Source organism: Streptomyces sp. NPDC001985, from assembly GCF_040296845.1.
Classification (GTDB): Bacteria; Actinomycetota; Actinomycetes; order Streptomycetales; family Streptomycetaceae; genus Streptomyces.
Genome location: NZ_JBEOYB010000017.1, coordinates 83,581 through 104,128, shown reverse-complemented (window position 1 = coordinate 104,128; position 20,548 = coordinate 83,581). Strand labels below are relative to the sequence as shown.

At 73.3% G+C, this 20,548-nt stretch carries 18 protein-coding genes; 7 read left to right on the top strand and 11 right to left on the bottom strand.

Going from position 1 to position 20,548, the window contains the following annotated elements:
* The first annotated feature begins 11 nt into the window (after positions 1 to 11).
* Both ABT122_RS10560 and ABT122_RS10555 read left to right on the top strand, forming a co-directional pair.
* Positions 12 to 488, top strand: a complete 477-nt coding sequence (locus ABT122_RS10560; RefSeq protein WP_351548408.1) for a VOC family protein — start codon at positions 12 to 14, stop codon at positions 486 to 488.
* Positions 489 to 751: 263 nt separating this feature from the next.
* Entirely contained in the window at positions 752 to 1,174 is a 423-nt protein-coding gene (locus ABT122_RS10555) for a DUF350 domain-containing protein (protein ID WP_351548405.1), read from the top strand.
* A gap of 276 nt (positions 1,175 to 1,450) precedes the next feature.
* Here the strand turns inward: ABT122_RS10555 and ABT122_RS10550 are convergent, their stop codons facing one another.
* The 5 genes from ABT122_RS10550 to ABT122_RS10530 all read right to left on the bottom strand — a co-directional run bounded on the left by ABT122_RS10550 (position 1,451) and on the right by ABT122_RS10530 (position 7,829).
* Positions 1,451 to 1,663, bottom strand: a complete 213-nt coding sequence (locus tag ABT122_RS10550; RefSeq protein WP_351548402.1) for a hypothetical protein — start codon at positions 1,661 to 1,663, stop codon at positions 1,451 to 1,453.
* Positions 1,664 to 1,813: 150 nt separating this feature from the next.
* A complete protein-coding gene (locus ABT122_RS10545) occupies positions 1,814 to 3,307 on the bottom strand; it encodes an AlkA N-terminal domain-containing protein (RefSeq protein ID WP_351548399.1) in 1,494 nt (497 codons plus the stop codon).
* A gap of 65 nt (positions 3,308 to 3,372) precedes the next feature.
* Positions 3,373 to 4,677, bottom strand: coding sequence for an NAD(P)/FAD-dependent oxidoreductase (locus ABT122_RS10540; protein WP_351548396.1), 1,305 nt, complete (start codon positions 4,675 to 4,677; stop codon positions 3,373 to 3,375).
* Between the two features lie 282 nt (positions 4,678 to 4,959).
* A complete protein-coding gene (locus tag ABT122_RS10535; RefSeq protein ID WP_351548393.1) occupies positions 4,960 to 6,375 on the bottom strand; it encodes an FAD-dependent oxidoreductase in 1,416 nt (471 codons plus the stop codon).
* 5 nt (positions 6,376 to 6,380) lie between these two features.
* Entirely contained in the window at positions 6,381 to 7,829 is a 1,449-nt protein-coding gene (locus tag ABT122_RS10530) for an FGGY family carbohydrate kinase (protein ID WP_351548390.1), read from the bottom strand.
* A 332-nt stretch (positions 7,830 to 8,161) separates the two neighbouring features.
* On the opposite strand from ABT122_RS10530, the gene ABT122_RS10525 reads away from it, so the two are divergent.
* Together ABT122_RS10525 and ABT122_RS10520 are read left to right on the top strand one after the other, a co-directional pair.
* The gene (locus tag ABT122_RS10525; protein ID WP_351548437.1) at positions 8,162 to 9,157 is read left to right on the top strand and encodes a hypothetical protein; all 996 of its coding nucleotides are present in this window, start codon (positions 8,162 to 8,164) and stop codon (positions 9,155 to 9,157) included.
* Positions 9,158 to 9,239: 82 nt separating this feature from the next.
* Positions 9,240 to 10,769 (top strand): amino acid permease, encoded by a 1,530-nt coding sequence (locus ABT122_RS10520; protein ID WP_351548388.1) that lies wholly within the window; start codon positions 9,240 to 9,242, stop codon positions 10,767 to 10,769.
* Between the two features lie 74 nt (positions 10,770 to 10,843).
* Here ABT122_RS10520 and ABT122_RS10515 read toward each other — a convergent pair whose 3' ends face one another.
* On the bottom strand, positions 10,844 to 12,949 hold the full coding sequence (locus tag ABT122_RS10515) for a PQQ-dependent sugar dehydrogenase (RefSeq protein WP_351548386.1): 2,106 nt from the start codon (positions 12,947 to 12,949) through the stop codon (positions 10,844 to 10,846).
* 186 nt (positions 12,950 to 13,135) lie between these two features.
* The gene (locus ABT122_RS10510) at positions 13,136 to 13,555 is read right to left on the bottom strand and encodes a DoxX family protein (RefSeq protein WP_351548383.1); all 420 of its coding nucleotides are present in this window, start codon (positions 13,553 to 13,555) and stop codon (positions 13,136 to 13,138) included.
* A gap of 239 nt (positions 13,556 to 13,794) precedes the next feature.
* Here ABT122_RS10510 and ABT122_RS10505 point away from each other — a divergent pair, with 239 nt between their 5' ends.
* Both ABT122_RS10505 and ABT122_RS10500 read left to right on the top strand, forming a co-directional pair.
* Complete coding sequence (locus ABT122_RS10505) at positions 13,795 to 14,082, top strand: hypothetical protein (RefSeq protein ID WP_351548381.1); 288 nt, start codon at positions 13,795 to 13,797, stop codon at positions 14,080 to 14,082.
* 149 nt (positions 14,083 to 14,231) lie between these two features.
* Positions 14,232 to 15,359 (top strand): hypothetical protein, encoded by a 1,128-nt coding sequence (locus ABT122_RS10500; protein WP_351548378.1) that lies wholly within the window; start codon positions 14,232 to 14,234, stop codon positions 15,357 to 15,359.
* Here ABT122_RS10500 and ABT122_RS10495 read toward each other — a convergent pair.
* Together ABT122_RS10495 and ABT122_RS10490 are read right to left on the bottom strand one after the other, a co-directional pair.
* Positions 15,307 to 16,080 (bottom strand): GNAT family N-acetyltransferase, encoded by a 774-nt coding sequence (locus tag ABT122_RS10495; RefSeq protein WP_351548376.1) that lies wholly within the window; start codon positions 16,078 to 16,080, stop codon positions 15,307 to 15,309. The two genes, ABT122_RS10500 and ABT122_RS10495, sit on opposite strands and share 53 nt — an antisense overlap.
* Positions 16,081 to 16,115: 35 nt before the next feature.
* Entirely contained in the window at positions 16,116 to 16,961 is an 846-nt protein-coding gene (locus tag ABT122_RS10490) for a class I SAM-dependent methyltransferase (protein ID WP_351548373.1), read from the bottom strand.
* Positions 16,962 to 17,177: 216 nt separating this feature from the next.
* Here ABT122_RS10490 and ABT122_RS10485 point away from each other — a divergent pair, with 216 nt between their 5' ends.
* The gene (locus ABT122_RS10485) at positions 17,178 to 18,629 is read left to right on the top strand and encodes a N,N-dimethylformamidase beta subunit family domain-containing protein (RefSeq protein WP_351548370.1); all 1,452 of its coding nucleotides are present in this window, start codon (positions 17,178 to 17,180) and stop codon (positions 18,627 to 18,629) included.
* Here ABT122_RS10485 and ABT122_RS10480 read toward each other — a convergent pair.
* The gene (locus ABT122_RS10480; protein ID WP_351548367.1) at positions 18,613 to 19,344 is read right to left on the bottom strand and encodes an HAD family hydrolase; all 732 of its coding nucleotides are present in this window, start codon (positions 19,342 to 19,344) and stop codon (positions 18,613 to 18,615) included. The two genes, ABT122_RS10485 and ABT122_RS10480, sit on opposite strands and share 17 nt — an antisense overlap.
* A 6-nt stretch (positions 19,345 to 19,350) precedes the next feature.
* Positions 19,351 to 20,514: a serine/threonine protein kinase gene (locus ABT122_RS10475; RefSeq protein WP_351548364.1), complete on the bottom strand. Its 1,164-nt coding sequence runs from the start codon at positions 20,512 to 20,514 to the stop codon at positions 19,351 to 19,353.
* Between the last annotated feature and the right edge of the window lie 34 nt (positions 20,515 to 20,548).

Here is a 20,548-nt window from a genome sequence, read left to right as displayed (position 1 = left end):
AGGAGAATCCCATGCCCACCGTCACTCCCAACCTCTGGTTCGACACCCAGGGCGAGGAAGCCGCGACGTTCTATGTCTCGGTCTTCCCGAACTCCGGGATCACGAACATCACCCACTACGGCGAGGCGGGCCCGCGCCCCGCGGGCACCGTGCTGACGGTCGAGTTCGTCCTCGACGGCCAGCCGTACACCGCGATCAATGGCGGGCCCGAGTTCACCTTCACCGAGGCGATCTCACTCATGATCAACTGCGCCGGCCAGGACGAGGTCGACCACTACTGGTACAGCCTCTCCGACGGCGGCGAGGAGGGCCCCTGCGGCTGGCTGAAGGACCGGTACGGACTGTCCTGGCAGGTCGCCCCCACCGTGCTCGGTGAGCTGCTCGCCGACCCGGACCAGGACCGGGCCCAGCGGGCCATGCGGGCGATGCTCGGCATGAAGAGGATCGACATCGCCGGGCTCCTCAGGGCGGCCGACGCCGAGGCGTAGCCGCACCCGCCGGGTGCGGGCACGGCGGGGGACCCGGCCGGCCGCCGCCCCCGGCGCCTCCGTCCCCGCCCCGCGGCGGGGGGGTGTGTGATCGACTCCCTCGTGGGCCCGCTCCCCCACCGGTCCGGGGCATCACACGGAACGGACCCCGCACCGGCCCCCGTCCGTCCCGCGGGGCCCGTGCGCCACACCAGGGGGCGTGCGGTAGATTTTGCGCGCCCTTGAACCGGTATCACCTCATGAACTCGGAGACCGTCCCCTCAATGAGCGACATCGTCAATGGACTTGGCCGGGCCGGCGCCTACGGCGCCCTCGGTCTGGTCCTTCTGATCCTCGGCATGGTCCTGATCGACCTGCTCACCCCCGGCAAGCTCGGCCGGCAGATATGGGAGGACCGCAACCGCAACGCCGCGCTGCTTCTCAGCTCGGCGCTGCTGGGCATCGGCGGGATCGTCTTCACCTCGATCTGGACCACCTACGACGACTTCGGCAAGGGCCTGGTCTCCACGGCCGCCTTCGGTGTCCTCGGCCTGGTGATGATGGCCGTGGCGTTCCTGGTGGTGGATCTGGTCACGCCGGGGAAGCTGGGCGCGACCCTGGTGGAGCCGGAGCCGCACCCGGCGGTGTGGGTGACGGCCTCCTGCAACATCGCGGTCTCCGCGATCGTCTCGGCGTCCATCGCCTGACCCGGCGGGGCGCCTCCGCGACCGGTGGGCGCGCCGCCGCCGCGTGCCACCGGGGCGGCGGCCCGGACAGAGCCCCCGGGCCGGTCGCCGGGCGGATGGGGGTGGCCCGGGCCGCACCTCGCGGGCGTCGCGGGCGGTGAGCGGCCCCGGGGGCCGGACCCTCGGCGCGCGACGGTCCGGGACCGCCCTCCCGGAACCCGGCGGCCTCCGGCGGCGACCGGCCGGGCCGGTCCCCGCGACGGCCCGGGGCCCGGCGGCCTCCGGGCGGGCCCGCCGCTACCGGAGTCCGTCCAGAAGCGGAGCGTAGTACCCGCCGTCCCCCTCGGCGAACGCCTCCAGCAGCGCCAGCGACGACGCCCGGTCGGCCTCGTCCGGCTCGGCGGACGCGAGGTCGTTCTCCAGCATCCAGGTCTCCAGCATGACCGCGTGGCCCAGGAGCACGTCCGGGCCGCCCGCCGCCGCCAGTTCCGTGGCGGCGATGGCGCGCACGACGTCCTGGAGGGGGGCGGGTTCGGCAGGGTCGCCCGGGGCGAAGGCGATCTTGAGCGGGGTCCGGTGCCGTGGATCGCGAGGCGGAGGAGGGAGCCCACGCGGAGCGTCGGCGACCGACGACAACGCGGCGAGGCGCGGTGCCAGGGCTCACGAGCCCGGCACGATCCGCAAGAGACGACCCAGATGATGGGTGGCGTAGCTGCGCCACGGACGCCACTTCTCACCGGCCGGCCCCGCCGGGCCGGCGCCGGTGCGGCGCAGTCCGGCGCGGACGGCGGGGTCGTCGGCGAGCAGGACGTCGGGGTCGCCGAGGGCGCGCATCCGGATCAGCGCGGCCGGGCGGGGGCCGATCCCGGGGAGGTTCCGCAGCGCGTCCTCGGTGGCGTCGCGGTCGGCGCCGGGGTCGAGGGTGAGGGTGCCCTCCGCGAGGGCGCCGGCCAGGGTGCGCAGGGCGGTGATCCGGTCCCCGGGGAGGCCGAGGCCCTCCAAGGCGGCCCCGGCCAGGGTGTCCGGCTCGGGGAAGAGATGGGTGAGGCCGCCGCTGGGCCGGCACAGGGGCTGCCCCAGGGCCGCGATCAGCGCGTCGCCGAGCGCGCGGCCGGCCCGGACGGGGAGGCCGTCGCCGACGACGGCCCGTGCGGCCAGCTCCTCCGGGTCGGTGGTGCCGGGGGCGCGCAGTCCGGGACAGGCGGCCACCAGCGGGGCGAGCGCGGGGTCGCGGGCGAGGAGTCCGTCGACGGCCTCCGGGTCGGCGTCCAGGTCGAAGAGGCGGCGGACGCGCTGGGTGGCGGTGGTCAGATCGCGCAGATCGGTCAGGTGCAGCCGGCAGTCGAGCCAGCCCGCGCCGGTCTCCTCGGTGACCTCGGCGATCCCGGGGCCGCCGGGCAGCCGCAGGGTGCGGCGGTAGACGCGCCGGCCGCGCTCCCCGGTGATCTCCTCGACTCCGGCCAGGGCGCGCTCGGCGAGGTGGTCGAAGATTTCGGCGGTGGCGCAGACGCCCCGGAAGGCGAGGCGCAGCGGCACCCCGGTGCGGCCGTGCTCCGGGGTGACCGGGCCGACGCGGGCGGCGGGGGTCCGCCCGCCGGGGCGGGCGGCGCGCAGTTCGCTGGGGGTGGCCGCGTAGATGGCGCGGATGGTGTCGTTGAACTGCCGCACGCTCGCGAACCCGGAGGCGAAGGCGATCTCGGCGGCCTGGAGCGTGGTGCTCTGGAGCAGTACGCGCGCGGTGTGGCCGCGCTGGGCGCGGGCGAGCGCGATGGGCCCCGCGCCGAGTTCGGCGTTGAGCTGGCGCTGGAGCTGGCGGGTGCTGTAGCCGAGCCGGCCGGCGAGCCCGCCGACGCCCTCCCGGTCCACCACCCCGTCGCCGATCAGCCGCATCGCCCGGCCGACGACATCGGCGCGGGCGTTCCACTCGGCGGAGCCGGGGACGGCGTCGGGGCGGCAGCGGCGGCAGGCGCGGTAGCCGGCGCTCTGGGCGGCGGCGGCCGTGCGGTGGAAGGTGACGTTGTGGCGTCGGGGGGTGACGGCGGGGCAGCTCGGCCGGCAGTAGATCCCGGTGGTGGAGACGGCGAAGAAGAAGACCCCATCGAACCGGGCGTCCCGGCTGCGCACTGCCTCGTATCTGCTGTCCTGCGTGGTCATACCTCCAGTATCGGCGCTGCCGCGACGCCGTTCCGGCGGGTTTCGGACACGGAGATCCGGGGTGGTCAGAGGGTGATCCGGACCGGGCCCCCGTCGGGGTCGGCGTTCCTCGTCCAGCGCGCGGAGAGCGGGAGCGGGCGCCCGGGGAGCACCGGGCGGGGCAGGAGCTGCCGGTGGAGGAGGAGCCCGTCCTGGCGGACGGTGAGCCGGGGCGGCGCGAGGGCCTCGGCGGCGCGCAGCAGGAACCGGTTGTGCGGGGGCGCGGGGCCGTCCGGGTGGACACGGTTCGGGGAGACCCACAGGAGGGGGTGGGCGGCTTCCACGGGCAGCCCCGGGCCGGGCCAGGGCTCGCCCGCGAGATGGCCGAGCACCTGTACGGCGGCGGCCCGCCCCTCGGCCGCCGCGAGGACGGCGCGCTCGCCGCCCCGGAGCAGGTTCCCGGCGGCGAGGACCCCCGGGACGGTGGTGCGGCAGCCGGTGTCGACGGCGGGCCCCCGGGTGGCCGGATCGAGCGTGACACCGCCGCGCCGGGCGAGTTCGTGATCGGGTATCCAGTCGCCGGTGAGGACGACGGTGTCGCAGGCGAGGGTGGTGGCCCGGCCGTCCCGGTGGCGCACGCGCACCCCGGTGAGCCGGCCGTGGCCGGTGAGAGCGGTGACGGTGGTGCGGTGGAGCACGGGGACGGTGCGCCGCAGCGCGCCCGGCAGCGGCGGCGGAGGGCGGTCGGTGACCAGCGCGACGGTCTCGGCTCCCCCGGCGCGCAGGGTGAGCACGGCGTGGTGCGCGAGGGGGCCGGCGCCCACGACGACGGCGCGGGTGCCGATCCGCCGGCCGTACAGATGGACGGCCTGCTGGAGTTCGCCGGTGGTGAGGACGCCGGCGGGCCGGGTGCCGGGGATCAGCCGGGCGGCGCGGGGCCGTTCGCGGGCCCCGGTGGCGAGGAGGACGGCGCGGGCGGTGACGCGCTCGATGCCCCGGGGGCCGGTGGTCTCCAGGGTGGTGGGGCCCGCCCAGCCGGTGACGGTGACGCCGGTCCGCAGCGCGGCCCCGGCGGACACCGCGTCGTCGGCCATCCCGCGGGCGTACGCGGGGCCGTGGCGGCCGTCGAAGCCGCCGTGGAAGCAGTGCCGGGGGATGCCCCCGGGCTGCCGCTCGCGTTCGAGCACCTCGATCCGCCCGGCTCCGGCGCGTGCGAGCCGGGTCGCGGCGCCGAGGCCGGCGGGCCCGGCGCCGACGACCAGGACATCGACACTCCGCTCGACGACCTCGCCCCTGGTCCGGGCCGATCCACCGGTCCGCTCCACCTCGCCCACCCCGTGCCTCCCGCTCGTCGCCCGGCCACGGGAGGAGTCCCGCACCGATCCGTCCATCCGTCCGCTCTCCGCCCGCGCGCCGGGCCCCGGCACCCGGCGCCGCGCCGCGCCGCCCCGGGGGTCCTCACCGCCGTGTGGGTGCCCGCCCGGAGCAATCGCCCACCCGCCCCCGCACCCGGCCCACCGGACGGACACCACCCACCACATACCCCTGACAAGCGGTACGCGGCACCGGGCGCGCCGCCCCCGCCGGGCACCCGCCCGCCGAACCCACCCGGAGCAAGCGCCCCCTGACAAGCGGTACGCGGCACCGGGCGGGCACCCGCCCCGGCGGGGCGTTCATCCGCCCGGCTCCCCCGGTGGCCCCGCCGCCAGCAGCTCGTCGACCGCCGGGCCGCAGTAGAACCCCTGGCAGCGGCCCGCGCGGGCGCGGGTGCGGCGGCGGAGGCCGTCCACGGAGCGCGGCGGGATGGTGGCGGCGAGCGCGTCGCGGATCTCGCCGCGCGAGACCCGTTCGCAGTGGCAGACCAGCGTGCCGTACTCGGGGTCCCGGGCGATCAGCTCCGGGCGCTGATAGGGGCGCGGGAACGCCTCCCCGAGGTTGGGCATGCGGACCGGCTCCCACGGGTGCGCGGGCCCGGGGTCGAACCCGGACTCCCTCAGCAGCTCCAGCACATGGGCGGCGATGGCCATCGAAGCGGTCAGACCGGTGGAGCGGATTCCGCCGACGGTGAGACAGCGCTGCCCGGGGTGGGCGCGGATGCGGTAGTCCTCCTGGCCGGTGGCGGCGCGCAGTCCGGCGTAGACGGCGGTGATCTCCTCGTCCGGCAGCCGTGGCACGATCCGCTTCCCCTCCCGCAGCAGCCCCGCGAGCCCCTCGGCCGTGGAGTCGGTGGCGCGCTTGTCGCCGAGGTCCTCGGCGGTGGGGCCGAGCATCACATTGCCGTACACCGTCGGGGAGACGAGAACCCCCTTGCCGAGGGCGGTCGGCACCGGCAGCAGGATGTGGCGGACCAGGTCGCGGGCGAGCTTGTCGAAGACGATGAGCTGGCCGCGCCGGGGGGTGACGGTGAAGTCGCGGCGGCCGATGAGGCGGTCGATGTCGTCGGCGTGGAGACCGGCCGCGTTGATGAGCCAGCGGGTGCGCAGCGGGCCCCGCCCGGTGGTGAGTTCATGGTGGCCGCCGGTGTCGGTGACGGCCTCGACCCGGCAGTTGAGGTGGAGGCCGACGCCGCCGCGCACGGCCTGGGTGGCGTAGGCGAGGGTGGTGGTCCAGGGGCAGACGATCGATTCGCCGGGGACGTCGAGCGCGCCCAGCGCGCCCGGCCCCAGCCCTGGTTCGCGGCGGTAGACCTCGTCCGCGCCGATGATCCGGGCCCGGTGGTAGTCGTTGCGGACGGCCTTCGCGGCGAGGGCGGGCAGGGCGTCGAGCTGTTCCCGGTTCCAGGCGACGAGGAGCGCGCCGAGCGGTTCGACGGGGATGCCGGTCTCGGCGGCGTACGCGCTCAGCATCCGCTGGCCCTCCCGCACCAGGCGGGACTCCAGAGTGCCGGGCACGGCGTCGAAACCGGTGTGCAGGATCGCTGTGTTGGCTTTGGAGGTGCCGTTGCCGACGTCGTCGGAGGCGTCGATGAGCGCGGTGCGCAGCCGGTGCCGGGCGAGTTCGCGGGCGATGGCGGAGCCGACGACCCCGGCGCCGACGACGGTGATGTCGTGGAGGCCGCCGGGGAGCGGGCCGGTGGTGGTGACTCTCACGACGGTCAAGGTACCCGGGGCGGCGTGCGCTCCAGGAGGGCGGTCACCTCGGCGCGGAACCGGCCGAGCCGTTCGGCGGCCTCGTCGGGTCCGGCCTGCGGTTCGTAGACGGCGGACGGCCGCCAGGCGGGAAGCGCGCCGGCGGCGGTGCGGCCGGGGTCGAGGCCGAGCCGCGCCACGGCGGCGGCGCCGAGCGCGGTGGCGTCGGGCAGGGCGGAGACCTCCACGGGGATCTGGAGCAGATCGGCCTGGGTCTGCATCAGCAGCGCCGAGCGGGTCAGTCCGCCGTCGACGCGCAGACTGCTCAGGGGGCGGCCGAGGTCGGTGGCGGCGGCCCGCGCGACCTCGGCGACCTGGGCGGCGATGCCTTCGCACAGGGCGCGCACCAGATGTCCGGGGCCGGTGTCGAGGCCGAGTCCGGTGAGTTGGCCCCGGACGTCGCCGCGCCACCAGGGGGCGGCGAGACCGGCGAGCGCGGGGACGAAGGCGACCCCGCCGCTGTCCGGCACCGAGGCGCCGACGCGGTCCAGGTCGGCGGCGCCGGAGACCACTCCGAGGCCGGTGAGCCAGCGGACGGCCGACGCGGCGGCGTACACCTGTCCGTCGAGGCAGTAGCTGGTGCGTCCGCCGAGCCGCCAGGCGACACAGGAGACCAGCCCGGCGGTGGTGCGGCGGGGGCTCGGGCCGGTCTGGGCGAGGAGGAACGCCCCGGTGCCGTAGGTGCACTTGGCCGTGCCGGGCTCGGTGACGCTCTGGGCGAGCAGGGCGGCCTGCTGGTCGACGAGCAGCCCGGTGAGCGGCAGCTCCGGGCCGAAGGCGGTGGTGGTGCCGACGAGGCCGGCGGCGTCGACCACCTCGGGCAGCGGCTCGTCGGCGAGGCCGAAGATCCCGAGCGCCTCGGGTGACCAGGCGACGGTGTCGAGGTCGAGGAGCTGGGTGCGGCCGGCGGTCGCGGCGTCGGTGACGAAGGCTCCGGTGAGCCGGTGGACCAGCCAGGAGTCGCTGGTGGTGACCACGCCGTCCCGGGTGCGGTGGCGGCGTATCCACGCCATCTTGGGGGCGGCGAAGTAGGGGTCGAGCGGCAGTCCGGTGAGATGGGCCAGCCGGTCGCCGTGGGCGGCGAGTCCGGCGCAGACGGACTCCGCGCGCCGGTCCTGCCAGACGATGGCGTCGGTGAGGGGTTCCCCGGTGGCGGGGGACCAGGCGAGGACCGTCTCGCCCTGGTTGGCGAGTCCGACGGCGGCGACGGGCTCCCCGGCTGCGGCCAGCGCCCGGCGTCCGGCGGTGACCACGGAGCCGAGCAGTTCCCGGGGATCGGCCTCCACCCGGCCCCCGGGGCCGTAGCGCGGGGTGACGGGCGCCGTGCCGGTGCCGATGACTCCGCGCTCGGGGCAGACGACGAGCGCCTTGGTCGCGGAGGTCCCCTGATCAATGGCGAGTACGGCACTTGACATCGGCCATCACACTCTCTCGGGAAGGCGTTGCCCGACGGCTCTCAAGTGCCGCGAGAATCCTGTTCGTTGACGAGAGGACAGGGTGGAGCACGGGACGACGGCCGTCAAGAGATAGTCAAATACCCTTGTTAATGTGCCCACCGTTCCACGATGTGACCGATCTTCGTCAACTTCTTGTCGTATTCGATTGGTTGAGTAAGATCGGCGCGCATACGGGGAGTGGAACGTTTTCTCTGCCCCCAGCCCACCCCCCACCTGTCCCTATGAGGACCCATGACGACCTTTTCTCGACATCCACGCCGGCGCAGAACGACGGGGGCGGCGGCGGACTGATGTCCCAGGACCAGTTCCGGCCGGTGTACCACCCGGCGGGCCACGACAACGAACTCCGCACCGTCATGCAGGATTTACGGACGGGCCGGTGGTTGTCGATGCGGAATCTGCTGCACACCACCACCAGCTGGGGTGTGTGGACCCAGCGCACCCAGGTGCTGGCGGCCGTCGCGGCGGGCTCCGACGCGGTCCAGGCGTGGCGGGCCGAGGAACCGGGCTCGCGGGCCGCCGCCGTGATGCAGAGCAGGGTCTCGGTGGAGCGGGCGCTGCGGGCCCACCGCGAGAACCACCAGCGGACCCAGGAGCTGTGGCACGAGGCGTGGGAGGCGTGCCGGATCGCCGCCCACCAGGGGCCCGACGACCCGGTGCCGTGGGTCTGTCTGCTGGCGCTGGCCCAACTGGACGAGAAGCAGCGGCTGGAGGAGCACCGCCAGGTCCCCCCGGGCCCGATGCTCTTCCCCGGCCCCTGGGGGCTGCTGGCGGAGGCGCACAAGCGCGACCCGTACAACCGCGAGGCGTACCACCGGATGCTCCAGTTCGTGTACGCCCGCAGGTCGGGCGGGCATCTGTCGGAGGCGGTGAACTTCGTCCAGTGGGCGGCGTCCGCCGCGCCGGCCGGATCAGCGCTGCTGGCCCTGCCGCTCCATGTCCGGGTGGAGCGCTACCGCCGGGACCGGGGCCACGAGCGGGCGCTGGATCTGCACTGGGTGACCGAGGACGCCACCCGGGAGGCGGTGATCGCCCTGGAGGGCTGGTTCGACCGGATCGACCCGGCCGAGGCCTCGCTGCTCGATCTCAACCATCTGGCCCACGCGCTGTGGGGCGCGGGCCGGTTCGCGGAGGCGGCCCGGGTCTTCGAGGCGCTGGGTCCGTACTTCACCGCACCCCCCTGGCTGTACCGCTCACAGAGCCCCGGTGACCCGGCGCTGGCCGAGGAGGTCTTCCTCCGCGCCCGGAGCCGCTGTCTCGCCGCCGCCCGCGGTGCCGGTCACTGACCGCCCCGCACCCGCACCACCCCCGTAACCCCCCACCGACTGTTCAGTGCGCGCACACCTTTCCCCCGGAGGTTGATTCATCATGTCCATCCCCTCACCCAGATGGTCGGGTGCGGACCCCAAGTCCCCCATCGACGAGGAGGAACGGCTGCGGGAACTCGGCTATCAGCCGGTTCTGGCCCGCCGCATGGGAGGCTTCGGCAACTTCGCCATCAGCTTCTCCGTCATCTCCATCCTCTCCGGCTGCATGACGCTGTACGGCTTCGGCATGAACACCGGCGGTCCCGCCGTGATGCTCTGGGGCTGGCTGGGTGTCGGGCTCTTCGTGCTCTGCGTGGGCATGGCGCTGGCCGAGGTCACCAGCGCCTACCCCACATCGGGCGCGCTCTACTACATGGCGGACCGGCTGGGCGGCCGCAAGTGGGGCTGGTACACGGGCTGGCTGAATCTGCTGGGCCTGCTGGGCGCCATCGCCGGCATCGACTACGGCGCGGCCCTGTTCACCGGCGCGTTCCTCCATCTCCAGTGGGGATTCGATCCGACACCCGGCTCCACCATGGTGATCTTCCTGATCATCCTGCTGCTGCACGCCACGCTCAACCTCTTCGGGGTGAAGCTGGTCAGCGTGCTGAACTCGATCAGTGTGTGGTGGCACATCGGCGGTGTCGCGCTGATCGTCGGTGTGCTGGCGGTCGTCCCCAAGAACCACCAGTCCCCGGAGTACGTCTTCACCGAGTTCGTCAACGGCACCGGCTGGGAGAACCCCGTCTATGTGGCGGCGATCGGTCTGCTGCTCGCCCAGTACACCTTCTCCGGCTATGACGCGTCCGCGCATCTCTCGGAGGAGACCTCCAATGCCTCCGTCACCGCCGCCAAGGGCATCGTCCGCGCGATCTGGGTCTCCTGGATCGCCGGTTTCGCCCTGCTCGCGGGGCTGACCTTCGCCATCCAGGACTACGCCGGGGCGCAGGACTCCGCGACCGGGGTGCCGCCGGCCCAGATCATGGTGGACGCGCTGGGCACCGGCGGCGCCTCGGCGCTGCTGCTGATCGTGATCGTGGCGCAGCTCTTCTGCGGCAACGCGGAGGTCGCGGCGGCCAGCCGGATGGTGTTCGCGTTCAGCCGGGACAACGCGCTGCCGGGCTCGTCCCTGTGGCGCAGGGTCAGCAGCCGCACCCAGACCCCGGTCCCGGCGGTGTGGCTGTCGGTGGGCTTCGCGGCGCTGCTGGCGCTGCCCTCCCTCTACTCGTCGACCGCCTACGGCGCGGTGACCGCGATCAATGTCATCGGCATCACCCCGGCCTACGCCATCCCGGTCTATCTGAAGCTGCGGGCGGGCGACCGCTTCCAGCCGGGGCCGTGGAACCTGGGCAGGTGGAGCAAGCCGATCGGCTGGATCGCCGTGGTGTGGGTGGCGTTCGTGACGGTGCTCTTCCTGCTGCCGCAGTCCAGCCCGGTCACGGTGGACACCATGAACTACGCTTCGGTCGCACTGGTCACGGTGCTGACGCTGGCCACCGTCTGGTGGTTCGTGGCGCGCCGCTCGTACGGCACCCCGCAGGCATACGGCTCGGCGCGTGAACAGGCCGAGCTGTCGGACCAGATCGTCTGACGTTCCGTCGGCGATCGGGCACGGAGAGACCGGTGGGGCCCGTCCGTCCCGGACGGGCGGGCCCCGCCGCCGTGTCACCGGACCGCGGGGCTCCCCGTGACCCTCGGTCCGCGCAGGCTCCCGGTGTTGTCGAAGGAGCCGAACCCGACCCGGCCGGTGGTGAGCGTCCGGTCCACGGCCGTCATCAGCGGGTGCCGGGAGCCGTCGACGTACACCGCGATCTCCCCGGTGCCGGCGCAGTGGGTCACGCGTACGGAGTGCCAGGCGGCGTCCGTGACGGCGGGCGGCGCCCCGGTCGCGCCGTTCCACTGGTGGTCGAGGCGGAGCCGGTCCGCGTCGGCGACGACGAAGATCCCGTTGTGCGGATAGATGGTGTTGTCCGACGACAGATGGGCGTAGTAGAAGCGGGTGTCGGACTGGTGGCCGAAGACGACGACCACATCCCGGTTGCCGATCTCGACCGGGGTGTCGAGCCGGATCTCGGCGTCGATCCGGGTGCTGCCGAGGACCGGGCCCGCGGTGAGCACGGCGTACTCGAAGGGCCTGCGGGGCCCCGGCCGTGAGACGCCGGCCTCGGCGAGGGTGACCCTGCCCCGCGGGAAGCGCCATTTCGCGGGGGTGACCGGGGCCCAGTGGCGGGAGGCGGTGAGACCGGTGAGCGTGGTGCCCGCCGGCCGGCAGTCGGCGAAGGTCCGGGTGCCGGTGACCCGCCAGATCCTCCCATTGGCCTTGGAGAGCAGATACAGCTCGCCCGCGGCGTCCTGCCCGAAGCGGAGATCGACCCGGCGGTCCCCGGCGAGGTCGCGCAGGGTCACCCGCTGTCCGGCGCGGTCGAAGAGCATCAGCCGGTAGGTGTCGGCGAGCCTCCCCGAGCCCCGGCGCATCTCGGCGCTCTCGGAGTAGAGGAGCCGGCCGTCGACGATGTCGCCGTAGAGGTACTTGCCGCGCAGCGCGGGGGCCGCGGAGCCCCGGTAGACATGGCCGCCGACGATGGCCCGGCCCACGTCCGAGCGGCAGTTCCAGCCGGCGGGCGGGTCGTGGTCGTAGGCGGCGACCGGATAGGTGTAGCCGTACCGGGCGTCGTCGGCGGGCAGGGCCAGGAGCCGGTCGCAGGGGTCGGCCGCGTTCCGGTCGTACACGAAGGCGCCCTCCCGCTCGCTCCAGCCGAGATTGTCCCCGGCGCGCACCTCGTACACCCCCTCGATGGCGTGTTCACCGATGTGTCCCAGGAGCAGCCGGTGGGGGGCGGCCCGGTCCCAGCTGAAGCGGTGCGGGTCGCGCATGCCGTACGCGTAGATCTCGCCGAGCGCGCCCGCCCGGCCGGTGAAGGGGTTGCCGGCGGGGATGCCGTAGGCGCCGTTGGGACCGTTCCGTCCGCCCGGGTCAATCCGCAGCAGCTTGCCGTGGGGCAGGGAGAGGCTCTGGGGCTCGCTGTTGTTCAGTCCCTGGGCGCCGTCGCCGACGGCGATGTACAGCAGCCCGTGGTCGCTGTCCCCGGGGCGGGCGGTGGGGTTGAGGTCGATCTGCTGGATGCCGTGGCCGCCGCCGGTGAAGCCGATCCGGAGCAGTTCGCGGCGGCTGCCGGAGAAGGTGGCCGCCGCCGGGTCGTCGGCCGTCCACTCGGTGACGACCCCGTGGTAGTTGACGGCCGACCCCTGGACGTAGTCGGGCCGGGCGGTGGTGGCGGACGCCTTCTCGGTGTGCACGGTGTAGAAGCGGCCGGTGTCGCGGAAGCCGGGCGCGAAGGCGACCGAGCCGAGGCCGGAGCCGAGGCCGCTGCTGGCGAAGAAGGCGGAGCCGATGGCGGCGGGGAGCTGGAGATAGGCGCGCGGGGTGCCGCGCCGCACGAGGTAGAGGGTGCCGTTGAGGTCGGGTACGGCCATCCGGCCCGAGCCGTCGGGCAGCTCGACGAGCTGGTTGATCCGGGCGTGGCGTCTGAGCCGGGCGTCGGTGACGGGCCCGGGGACGGGTTCGCTCCTGGGGAAGGAGGCGTACTCCTCGACGGTGAGTCCGAGGCCGGACTCGATGGGCTGCTGGGGGATCGGATCGCGGACGGGACCGGCCGCGCCGGTGTCGGCGGCGCTCCCCGGTGCGGCCGGGGCCGCGAGGAGCAGGGCGAGCGCGAGAAGGAGGGTGAGGAGGGGCGGGGGGAGGGTGCTCCTGCGGCGAGGACGAGACATCCCTCCATGTAATCGACGTTCCTATGTGTGAACAACCGTCGTGACACGATCCGTTGCCGGGGAACGGCGCGGAGGGTCCGGGCGGCGCGGAGGGTCCGGGCGGCGCGGAGGGTGCTCCCGGGGCCGGCGCGGACGGTGCTCCCGGGGCCGGCGCGGGTGGAGGGGAGGAGCCGGCCGCGGGGCGCGTCAGCGGATGCCGAGGAGCGGGCCGGTGATCGTCAGCCCGAGGTCGTGACCGGCGTACGAGAAGAAGGCCAGCAGCATCAGCGCCGCGCCGCCCAGCGAGACCGCCTTGAGGAAGTTGATCATCTCGGTCTGGCGGGCCTGCGCATCGTCCTCCTTCCAGAACGCGTGCATCAGCAGGGCCGTGGGGAAGAGGAAGACGGCGAGCAGCAGCGCGCCGAGGTCGGCCCAGACACCGAGGAGCACCATCAGCCCGCCCGCCGCCAGCAGCAGTCCGCTGCCGAAGGTGGCGGCGGCGGGCGCGGGGACCCCCCGCGCACCGGCGTAACCGGCCAGGGTCCGGGTTCGGGTGAGATGCCCGATGGCCGAGTTGAGGAAGAGCAGCGCGAACAGGATGCGTCCGATGAGCACCAGGACATCCATGGAGACCTCCCGAACAGGCGGTTGAACAGCGGACAACCAGCCCTTCCTCAGCGTACGTCCGCCCGGCGCGCGCCGCCCGCCGTGGCGGTTCGGCGCCCTTTGCCGGACATGGGGGGACACTCCCGGTGGCCGCATATGCCATTTCCGTGGGGGCGCGCGCTCCCCGCCCGCCGACGGGTATAGGACGAGGGCGCGGGCGGCACTCCGCATCGGCCCGCACCCTTCGGAGAGGCACCAGGGTGAACCCGAGCAGCCGGTACACGGCCATCGCAGCGGCACTGATCTTCGCGGCACTGGAGGTGACGGCCGTCCATCTGCTGCTCGGCGCGGGGACGGCCGTCCTGCTCTGTACGGACGCCGTCGTCGTCGCCGTCACCGGCGGCTGTGCGGCGGCGCTGCTCCGGCGGCGGGAGCCGGTGGCGGACGATCCCCGGGCGGAGGCCCGGGCCCGCCACAGGGCCGTGCGCTACCGGACGGACCGGGAGAGCAGCGCGCGCGGGTGCGGCCGGCCCGCCTGGCGGCCCTGAACCGGACGGATCGCACGGCCCGGTTGAATCGAGTCAGCAATCGGCCGTTTCCGGCCTTACTGCCCCCGCGTCCGGGGACAGCGGCCGGGGCTGCGTCCATGATCGTCGGAGCGAGTCCGCACCGGTCACCGGCTGAAGGAGTTCCCTCGATGCCCGCAGCACGCGTCAGTTCGGCCGTGATGACGCATCCGGTCCGACGAGCCGAGGCGGAGGAGCTCTGTGCCCGTCTGGGCCTGGACGGGCTGGCCCTGGACCCCGCGCCGGACGACTCCCCGTCGGCGCTGCGGACCGCGCTGGTGGCGTGGGGACGGGCGCGCGAGGACGCCACCCACCATCTGATGATCCAGGACGATGTGGCCGCTCCGCCGGATCTGCTCGACCTGGTGGCCCACTGCGCCGACCGGTTCCCCGGGGACGCCCTCGCCTTCTACACCAACTGGCACGCGCGCAACGGCGCCGCCGCCCGGCTCGCCGCGCTGGCCGGAGCGGGGTGGGTGCGGGCCGTGCCCGAGGAGTTCGCCCCGACCCTCGCCATCGTCCTCCCGGTGGCCATGGCCGCCGAGTTCCGCCGCTGGGCGGGCACGACCGGCGAGCGCCACGACGACGAGGTGATGGCGGCGTTCCTGCGGCGGGACGGGCGGCGCAGCGCCCTGCTGGCGGTGCCGACCGTCACCGAGCACATGGGGACCAGCAGCATCAACGGCCACGCGGCCCAGGGGGTGCGCCGCGCGGTCTGCCCGGTCGGCGCGGACGACGCCCGCCCGGCGCTGTACGGGGGCTGGGTGCTGGAGGAGCTGGAGTGGCTGCCGTACATGCGGTACGGCGAGGGGTTCATCCGGCTGCCGGGCCAGGACGCCACCCCCAAGGCGCGCTCGCACATCACCTGGCGCGAGGCGCTGCCGGGGACGGGGCTGACCGAGGAGGCGATCACGCGGGCGGTGCGGGCCGGCCGCCCGGAGGCCGCGGCCGGGGAGATCGGGAAGACGTTCGGGGCACCCTTCGCGGACGAGTTCTGGATTCACTGCCTGCTGCTGGGCCGGCAGGCCGAGTCCGCCGCCCGGCGGTACGCGCCCCGGGGCGCGGCCGGGAGCGGTTCCCCGGCCGGTGAGCGGCTGCGGGCCGCGGCGGTCTCCACCGCCGGTGTCGCCGGGCTGCCGCCGGAGCGCCGCCCGGAGGTGGACCAGGCGCACACGGAACTGCTCTCCGCGTACGCCTGGACCGCCGTCAGGTGCGGGGCCTCGCTGCTTCCGGAGCCGGGTCCCGCAGATCGAAGGTGATCCACACGCCCGGCTCCCAGTAGGAGGCGAGGTCCCGGTCCCGGTCCACCCGCAGGGTGGAGAGCCCCTCGGGGAAGACGTACTCGCCGTCCTCGGGGAAGGCCATCCCGGTCCAGGACTCCCACTCGGCGACGGTGCCGGTGATCCGGGAGGACTCCGACACCCCGGCGGCGACCACGCCCCCGAGCCGTACCTGGACACGAATCCAGGGGTCGAAGGGCTCGCCGTCCTCGCGGGTCCAGAACGCGTACCGCTCGACGGGGACGAGGGGGTAGCGGTGCTTCCAGATGGGCCGGACCGGCACGATCAGATGGGGCAGCCCGTCGGCGCGGGCCATCTCCGTCATCTGTGTCAGCAGCGCCTTGGAGAGGCCCTTCCCCTGGTGGGCGGGGGCCACTTCGACCCCGAGGGCGACCAGGGCGTTGGGCTCGGTGCCCGCGTCATGGGCGTCGAAGGCCGCGGTGATCGAGTCGTCGAGCCCGGAGCCGAGGTCCTCGGGGGTGCCGTCCCAGGTGCGCGGCAGTGAGCGGCCCGCGCCGAGCAGGGCGTCGTTCTCCTCGTCGTAGAGGACGAACTGGTGGTCCCTGAATTCCTCGAAGAGACGGTTCCAGTGGGTTTCGTTGATGTCCCCGTGCAGATTGTATTCGGGGACGACTCCGGCGAAGACCTCGGGGATACGGTCCCAGAGCTCGGGTCGCTCGGAATGGAGAACAACTCTCACGGCTGCCGCTGTCCTTTCCTTGGCGCCTTGGGCCGTCACGCCTTGACGGCTTCCCAGACGATGACAATGGGAATACCGCTCCAGGCCGCGCGGGCGGCGTCCGCGATGAACTCCTCGTACCCCCCGGGCGCGAGCCTTCCATTGAACACCGGCTCGACACAGGCGCGCACCGTGAGACCGGCGGATGCGAAGGCGTCGATGTAATGGCTCGGCAGATGCACATAGTTGCGCACAAAGGCCAGCCGGTCGTCGCCCTCCACGAAGAGGCACTGTCCCTGGAGGGTGATGACGAAGGGGTGCATGTCCGAGACGATGACCCGCCCGCCGGGGCGGACCACCCGGGCCAGCTCCGCGATCCCGGCCTTGAGGTCGGGGAGATGCGTCAGGGCGAGGGTGGACACGGCCAGGTCGACCGACTCGTCCTCCACCGGGAGGCTCTCCAGCCGCCCGCGGCGGTACTCGGCCTCCGGGGCCTTCTCCGCCGCGCGCTCCAGCATCTCCGGCGACTGGTCCACGCCGATCGTGCGGTAGCCGCGCGCGGTCAGGGCGGCCGTGGTGCGGCCGGTGCCGCAGGCCGCGTCGAGCGCGGTGCCCACCGGGCCGGCGTCCAGCAGCCCGTGCACCACCGGCTCCTCGACCTCGATGTAGGAGCTGGGCAGGGAGTCGTACACGGTGGACCAGGCCGCGTACCCGGCGGAGGCGTCCAGCTCGCTGACCGCCGAACCGCCGTCGGGCAGCCCCTGGGCGTCCTGGGCCGCGAATTTCCTTATCTCCTTGACGCGTTCTTTCAGGAACTCGTCATCCGCTTCCATCGCGGTGCGCAGCAGAGCCAGTCCCTCGATGCCCAGGACCAGCTCACGGACTCGGAATTCATTACTCATCGACATCTCCCAAGAGGGCGTTTCAACCTGTTGATCCGCGCTACCCAGAAAATCGCTCACACATTCTCCGGGCGCGCCACTTGGCCTGAATTCATCGCGAGTAGGCCGAACTTCTCCACCAGTTTGTTGTAGGGGGAACCGTCTTTTACCATCGCCCGGGACCCGGGCCGCGAACAGCGCGGTGGGTCACCGGGAGGAAAAATGATCGAAGGCTATGTGAACCGCGAAAGCGTGACCGCCGGCGAGATTCTGACACTCCATGTGTCGACCGATGCGGACGAGTTCCGGGTGCGTTTTTACCGGCTGGGCCGCGAGCTGTCCTTCATGGCCGAGTCCGAGGTGTTCCGGGGCGAGTGGAAGTCCCCGCCGCCGCACCCGGACGGGGTCGCGGAGCACGCCTCGCCCGCCGTGGCCTGGGAGCTGCCGCCGTATGCCTTCCGCACCCCCGAGGAGTGGCCGCCCGGCATCTATCTCGCCCATCTCGTGCCGGGCGACGCGGAGTCGGCCCGGTCCGTGCCCCTGCTGGACGCCTCGGGCATCGAGGGGTTCTCCCGGGAGTTCTTCGTGGTGAGACCGCGCGAACCCGGACGCCGGGGGCGCATCCTCTACAAGAAGTCGACCTTCACCCGGCACGCCTACAACCAGTCGAACAGCCAGGAGCTGACCCGGGGCTGCAACCTCTACGAGAACCCCGTCTACCAGGAGGGCGGCGACGGCGAGCCGCGCGGGCACCGGCTCAGTCTGCACCGGCCGGGCGGGGTGATCGATCTGGCCTACTGGGACGCCCCGTTCATCGCCTGGCTGGAGCGGTGCGGCTACGCCGTCGAGTACTGCACGGACCTCGATCTGCACGAGGACCCGGAGCTGCTGGCCCCCTACGACCTGCTGCTGAGCGTCGGCCACGACGAGTACTGGAGCGAGGAGATGCGGGCCCATGTGGCCGCGCATGTGGACGGGGGCGGGAATGTCGCGTTCTTCAGCGCCAACACCTGCTGGTGGCGTGTCCATCCGGTCGACGGGAACACCGCCTTCGTCTCGGACACCGACCACCGGGTGGGCGAGGAGTACCCCCATCTCCCGGCGACGGATCTGTGGTGGCCCGCCCCGCCGGACGGTGTCGGGGTGCCGGAGGACTCGCTCACCGGGATGAGCTTCCGCAACGGCGGCATGTGGCCCGGCGACTGGCCGGGCGACCGGCCGCGCGCGGGGTACACCGTGCAACACGCCGGCCACTGGGTCTTCGAGGGCACCGGGCTGCGCGACGGCTCGGACGGCGGGAAGCCGGACGCGCTGGGCGCGGGTACGGCGCTGATCGGATACGAGTGCGACGGCGCGTCCTTCGCGTACGACGGGGAGGGGGTCGCCCGGGCGGTCCGCGCGGACGGCTCCCCCTCCCCGTTCCTGATACTCGGCATCTATGTGCTGGACCCGGTGAACGAGAGCTTCCACGATCTCCGCTGGGGTCACTGGAACTGCCCCGAGCGGGAGCCGGACGCCACCGGCCCCCGCGCGGCGACCATGGGGGTCCACACGGCGGGCGGCACGGTGTTCTCGGCCGGCACCACCGACTGGCCGGTGGTGTGCGGCCGGGAACTGGACGCGGGTGTCGTCCGGGTGACCCGCAATGTGCTGGACCGGCTCTCGCACCGGGCTACAGCAGACCGGTGAGCGCGTCGAGCGTGGCGATCCGCGCCGCCCGGTCGGGCAGCGCGGGCGCCTCGCCCTCGACGGCCCGGTCGGGCCGCCACAGATGGACGGCGCGCATCCCCTGGTCCAGGGGGCCCAGCACATCCGCCTCCCACATGTCCCCCACGAAGAGGGCCTGCTCCGGTGCGGCCGAGCACGCGTCGAGCACGGTCCGGTAGATGTGGGGGTGCGGCTTGCGCGCCCCGGCCCTGGCCGAGGTGACGGCCACGTCCACCAGGCCGTCGATGCCCGCCTCGGCCAGGGCCCGGTCCAGATCCCAGTACCAGTTGGAGCAGACCGCCACCGTCAGGCCGCGCTCGCGCCGTCGCGCGAGCACGGCCGTCACATCGGCGTACAGCTCCAGCCGGAGCTGTCTGACGGCCCGGTCCAGCTCGGCCGCCAGCTCGCCCGCCTGGTCCTCGGGCACTCCGCACGCGAGGGCCCGCCGGCGCAGCCGGTCCAGCTCCCAGGCCCGGTAGGAGTCCTCGCTCACCGAGTGGACCCGGTGGTCCGCGCCGTCGGGCGGACCGGAGGACCACTGCCCGCCCCAGCGCGCCGCCGCCTCGTCGAGCCCTCTGCGCAGGAAGAAGGGCTCATGGCTCGGCGGCAGCGGCGGCACCATACGGACGAGCGTGCCGTAGAAGTCGAAGATCACTGCCTTGACATCGGACGGCCCCCCGGGCCGTATGGCGCCCACGGTGCGTCAGTACCGTCCGTGCCGGCGGGGGAAGTAGTCCTCGCAGTCGCCGTCGCGCTCGATGTCGACGGTGGCGCAGTGCAGTCCGCCGCCGAAGGGGCCGACCGACCGGAACGGCACGGGCACGATCTCGAAGCCGTAGGAGGCCAGCTGCTCGGAGAGGCGCACCTCCTTCTCCTCGACGCAGAGGGTGTTCTGGTCGAGGTTCAGCATGTTCCCGGCCAGCCAGGGGCTGCAGTAGGAGAGCTTCGGCGGGTGGTCCCAGCTCGCGGGCTGGACGGCCTCCACGATCTCCCAGTCGTTGAGCTTGAAGAAGTCCATCAGCTCCTGGTCGGCGAGGCGCTCACCGCAGTGCAGCACGAGCCCGGGGCGCAGCGGCACCCAGGTGGCGTCGATGTGCAGCGGATGGGTGTTGGTGGAGGTCACCGCGTGCACCCGGTGGTCGGGGTAGTGGCGCTTGAGCCAGTCGTAGCCGCTGCGGTTGGTGACGAAGGAGAGCTGGACGAAGAGGTCCTTGCCGAAGCGGGCCACATCGGCCGCGTCGAAGAGCGGCTCCTCCTCGGTGAGGACCAGATCGTAGTCGCGGACCTTGGCGAGCTGCACCTCGGTGGGCAGCTCGTTGTACGTGTCCCAGAAGGCGGTGTGGTAGCTGGCGTCGGTCAGCCGCGGCTTGGGCGCGGTCTCCCAGCGCATGCGCGCGTCGGCCTTGAACAGCTCCTGGAGGATGGGCCGGTAGGCGAGGTACTCGTGCCACCGGCTGCGGTACGACATGGTCGCTTCGAGGACCTCGTTGCCCACGGTGAGCAGGATGTCCCGCGGGGGCATACAACCGGACATCGTCTCCTGCTCCCAGTCCGGGGTGGAGACCTTCTGGTTGAAGTCGAGCGGGGTGGGTCTGTCCACCCGGATGCCTCGTTTGCGCAGCATGTCGGCGAAGTTGTCGAGCTGCTCGTTGGCCTCGGCGGTCATGTCGGCCGGCATCGGGCCGTAGGTGCCGAGGGGGTAGCCGTCGTCCGGGAAGTCCCGCCGTACAGCGGGTTCGGGCGCTTGCACCACGGCTTCGTCGGCCCTTCCGACGATGACATGGCGCAGCGGGTCCCAGCCGTTCCATGAGTTGACCCGTATGGGCCTGGTGGCCGATTCGCCAGTCGTCGTGCCGTGCTCAGTCACGTGCCACACCCTTCGATTGGTGACGTGGGGGACG

What these genes read in the sequence shown, in the direction of transcription:
- ABT122_RS10560 (WP_351548408.1), top strand. Translation starts at nt 12, where the DNA reads ATGCCCACCGTCACTCCCAACCTCTGGTTCGACACCCAGGGCGAGGAA.
- ABT122_RS10555 (WP_351548405.1), top strand. Translation starts at nt 752, where the DNA reads ATGAGCGACATCGTCAATGGACTTGGCCGGGCCGGCGCCTACGGCGCC.
- ABT122_RS10545 (WP_351548399.1), bottom strand. Translation starts at nt 3,307, where the DNA reads ATGACCACGCAGGACAGCAGATACGAGGCAGTGCGCAGCCGGGACGCC.
- ABT122_RS10540 (WP_351548396.1), bottom strand. Translation starts at nt 4,677, where the DNA reads ATGGACGGATCGGTGCGGGACTCCTCCCGTGGCCGGGCGACGAGCGGG.
- ABT122_RS10530 (WP_351548390.1), bottom strand. Translation starts at nt 7,829, where the DNA reads ATGTCAAGTGCCGTACTCGCCATTGATCAGGGGACCTCCGCGACCAAG.
- ABT122_RS10525 (WP_351548437.1), top strand. Translation starts at nt 8,162, where the DNA reads ATGTCCCAGGACCAGTTCCGGCCGGTGTACCACCCGGCGGGCCACGAC.
- ABT122_RS10520 (WP_351548388.1), top strand. Translation starts at nt 9,240, where the DNA reads ATGTCCATCCCCTCACCCAGATGGTCGGGTGCGGACCCCAAGTCCCCC.
- ABT122_RS10515 (WP_351548386.1), bottom strand. Translation starts at nt 12,949, where the DNA reads ATGTCTCGTCCTCGCCGCAGGAGCACCCTCCCCCCGCCCCTCCTCACC.
- ABT122_RS10510 (WP_351548383.1), bottom strand. Translation starts at nt 13,555, where the DNA reads ATGGATGTCCTGGTGCTCATCGGACGCATCCTGTTCGCGCTGCTCTTC.
- ABT122_RS10500 (WP_351548378.1), top strand. Translation starts at nt 14,232, where the DNA reads ATGCCCGCAGCACGCGTCAGTTCGGCCGTGATGACGCATCCGGTCCGA.
- ABT122_RS10490 (WP_351548373.1), bottom strand. Translation starts at nt 16,961, where the DNA reads ATGAGTAATGAATTCCGAGTCCGTGAGCTGGTCCTGGGCATCGAGGGA.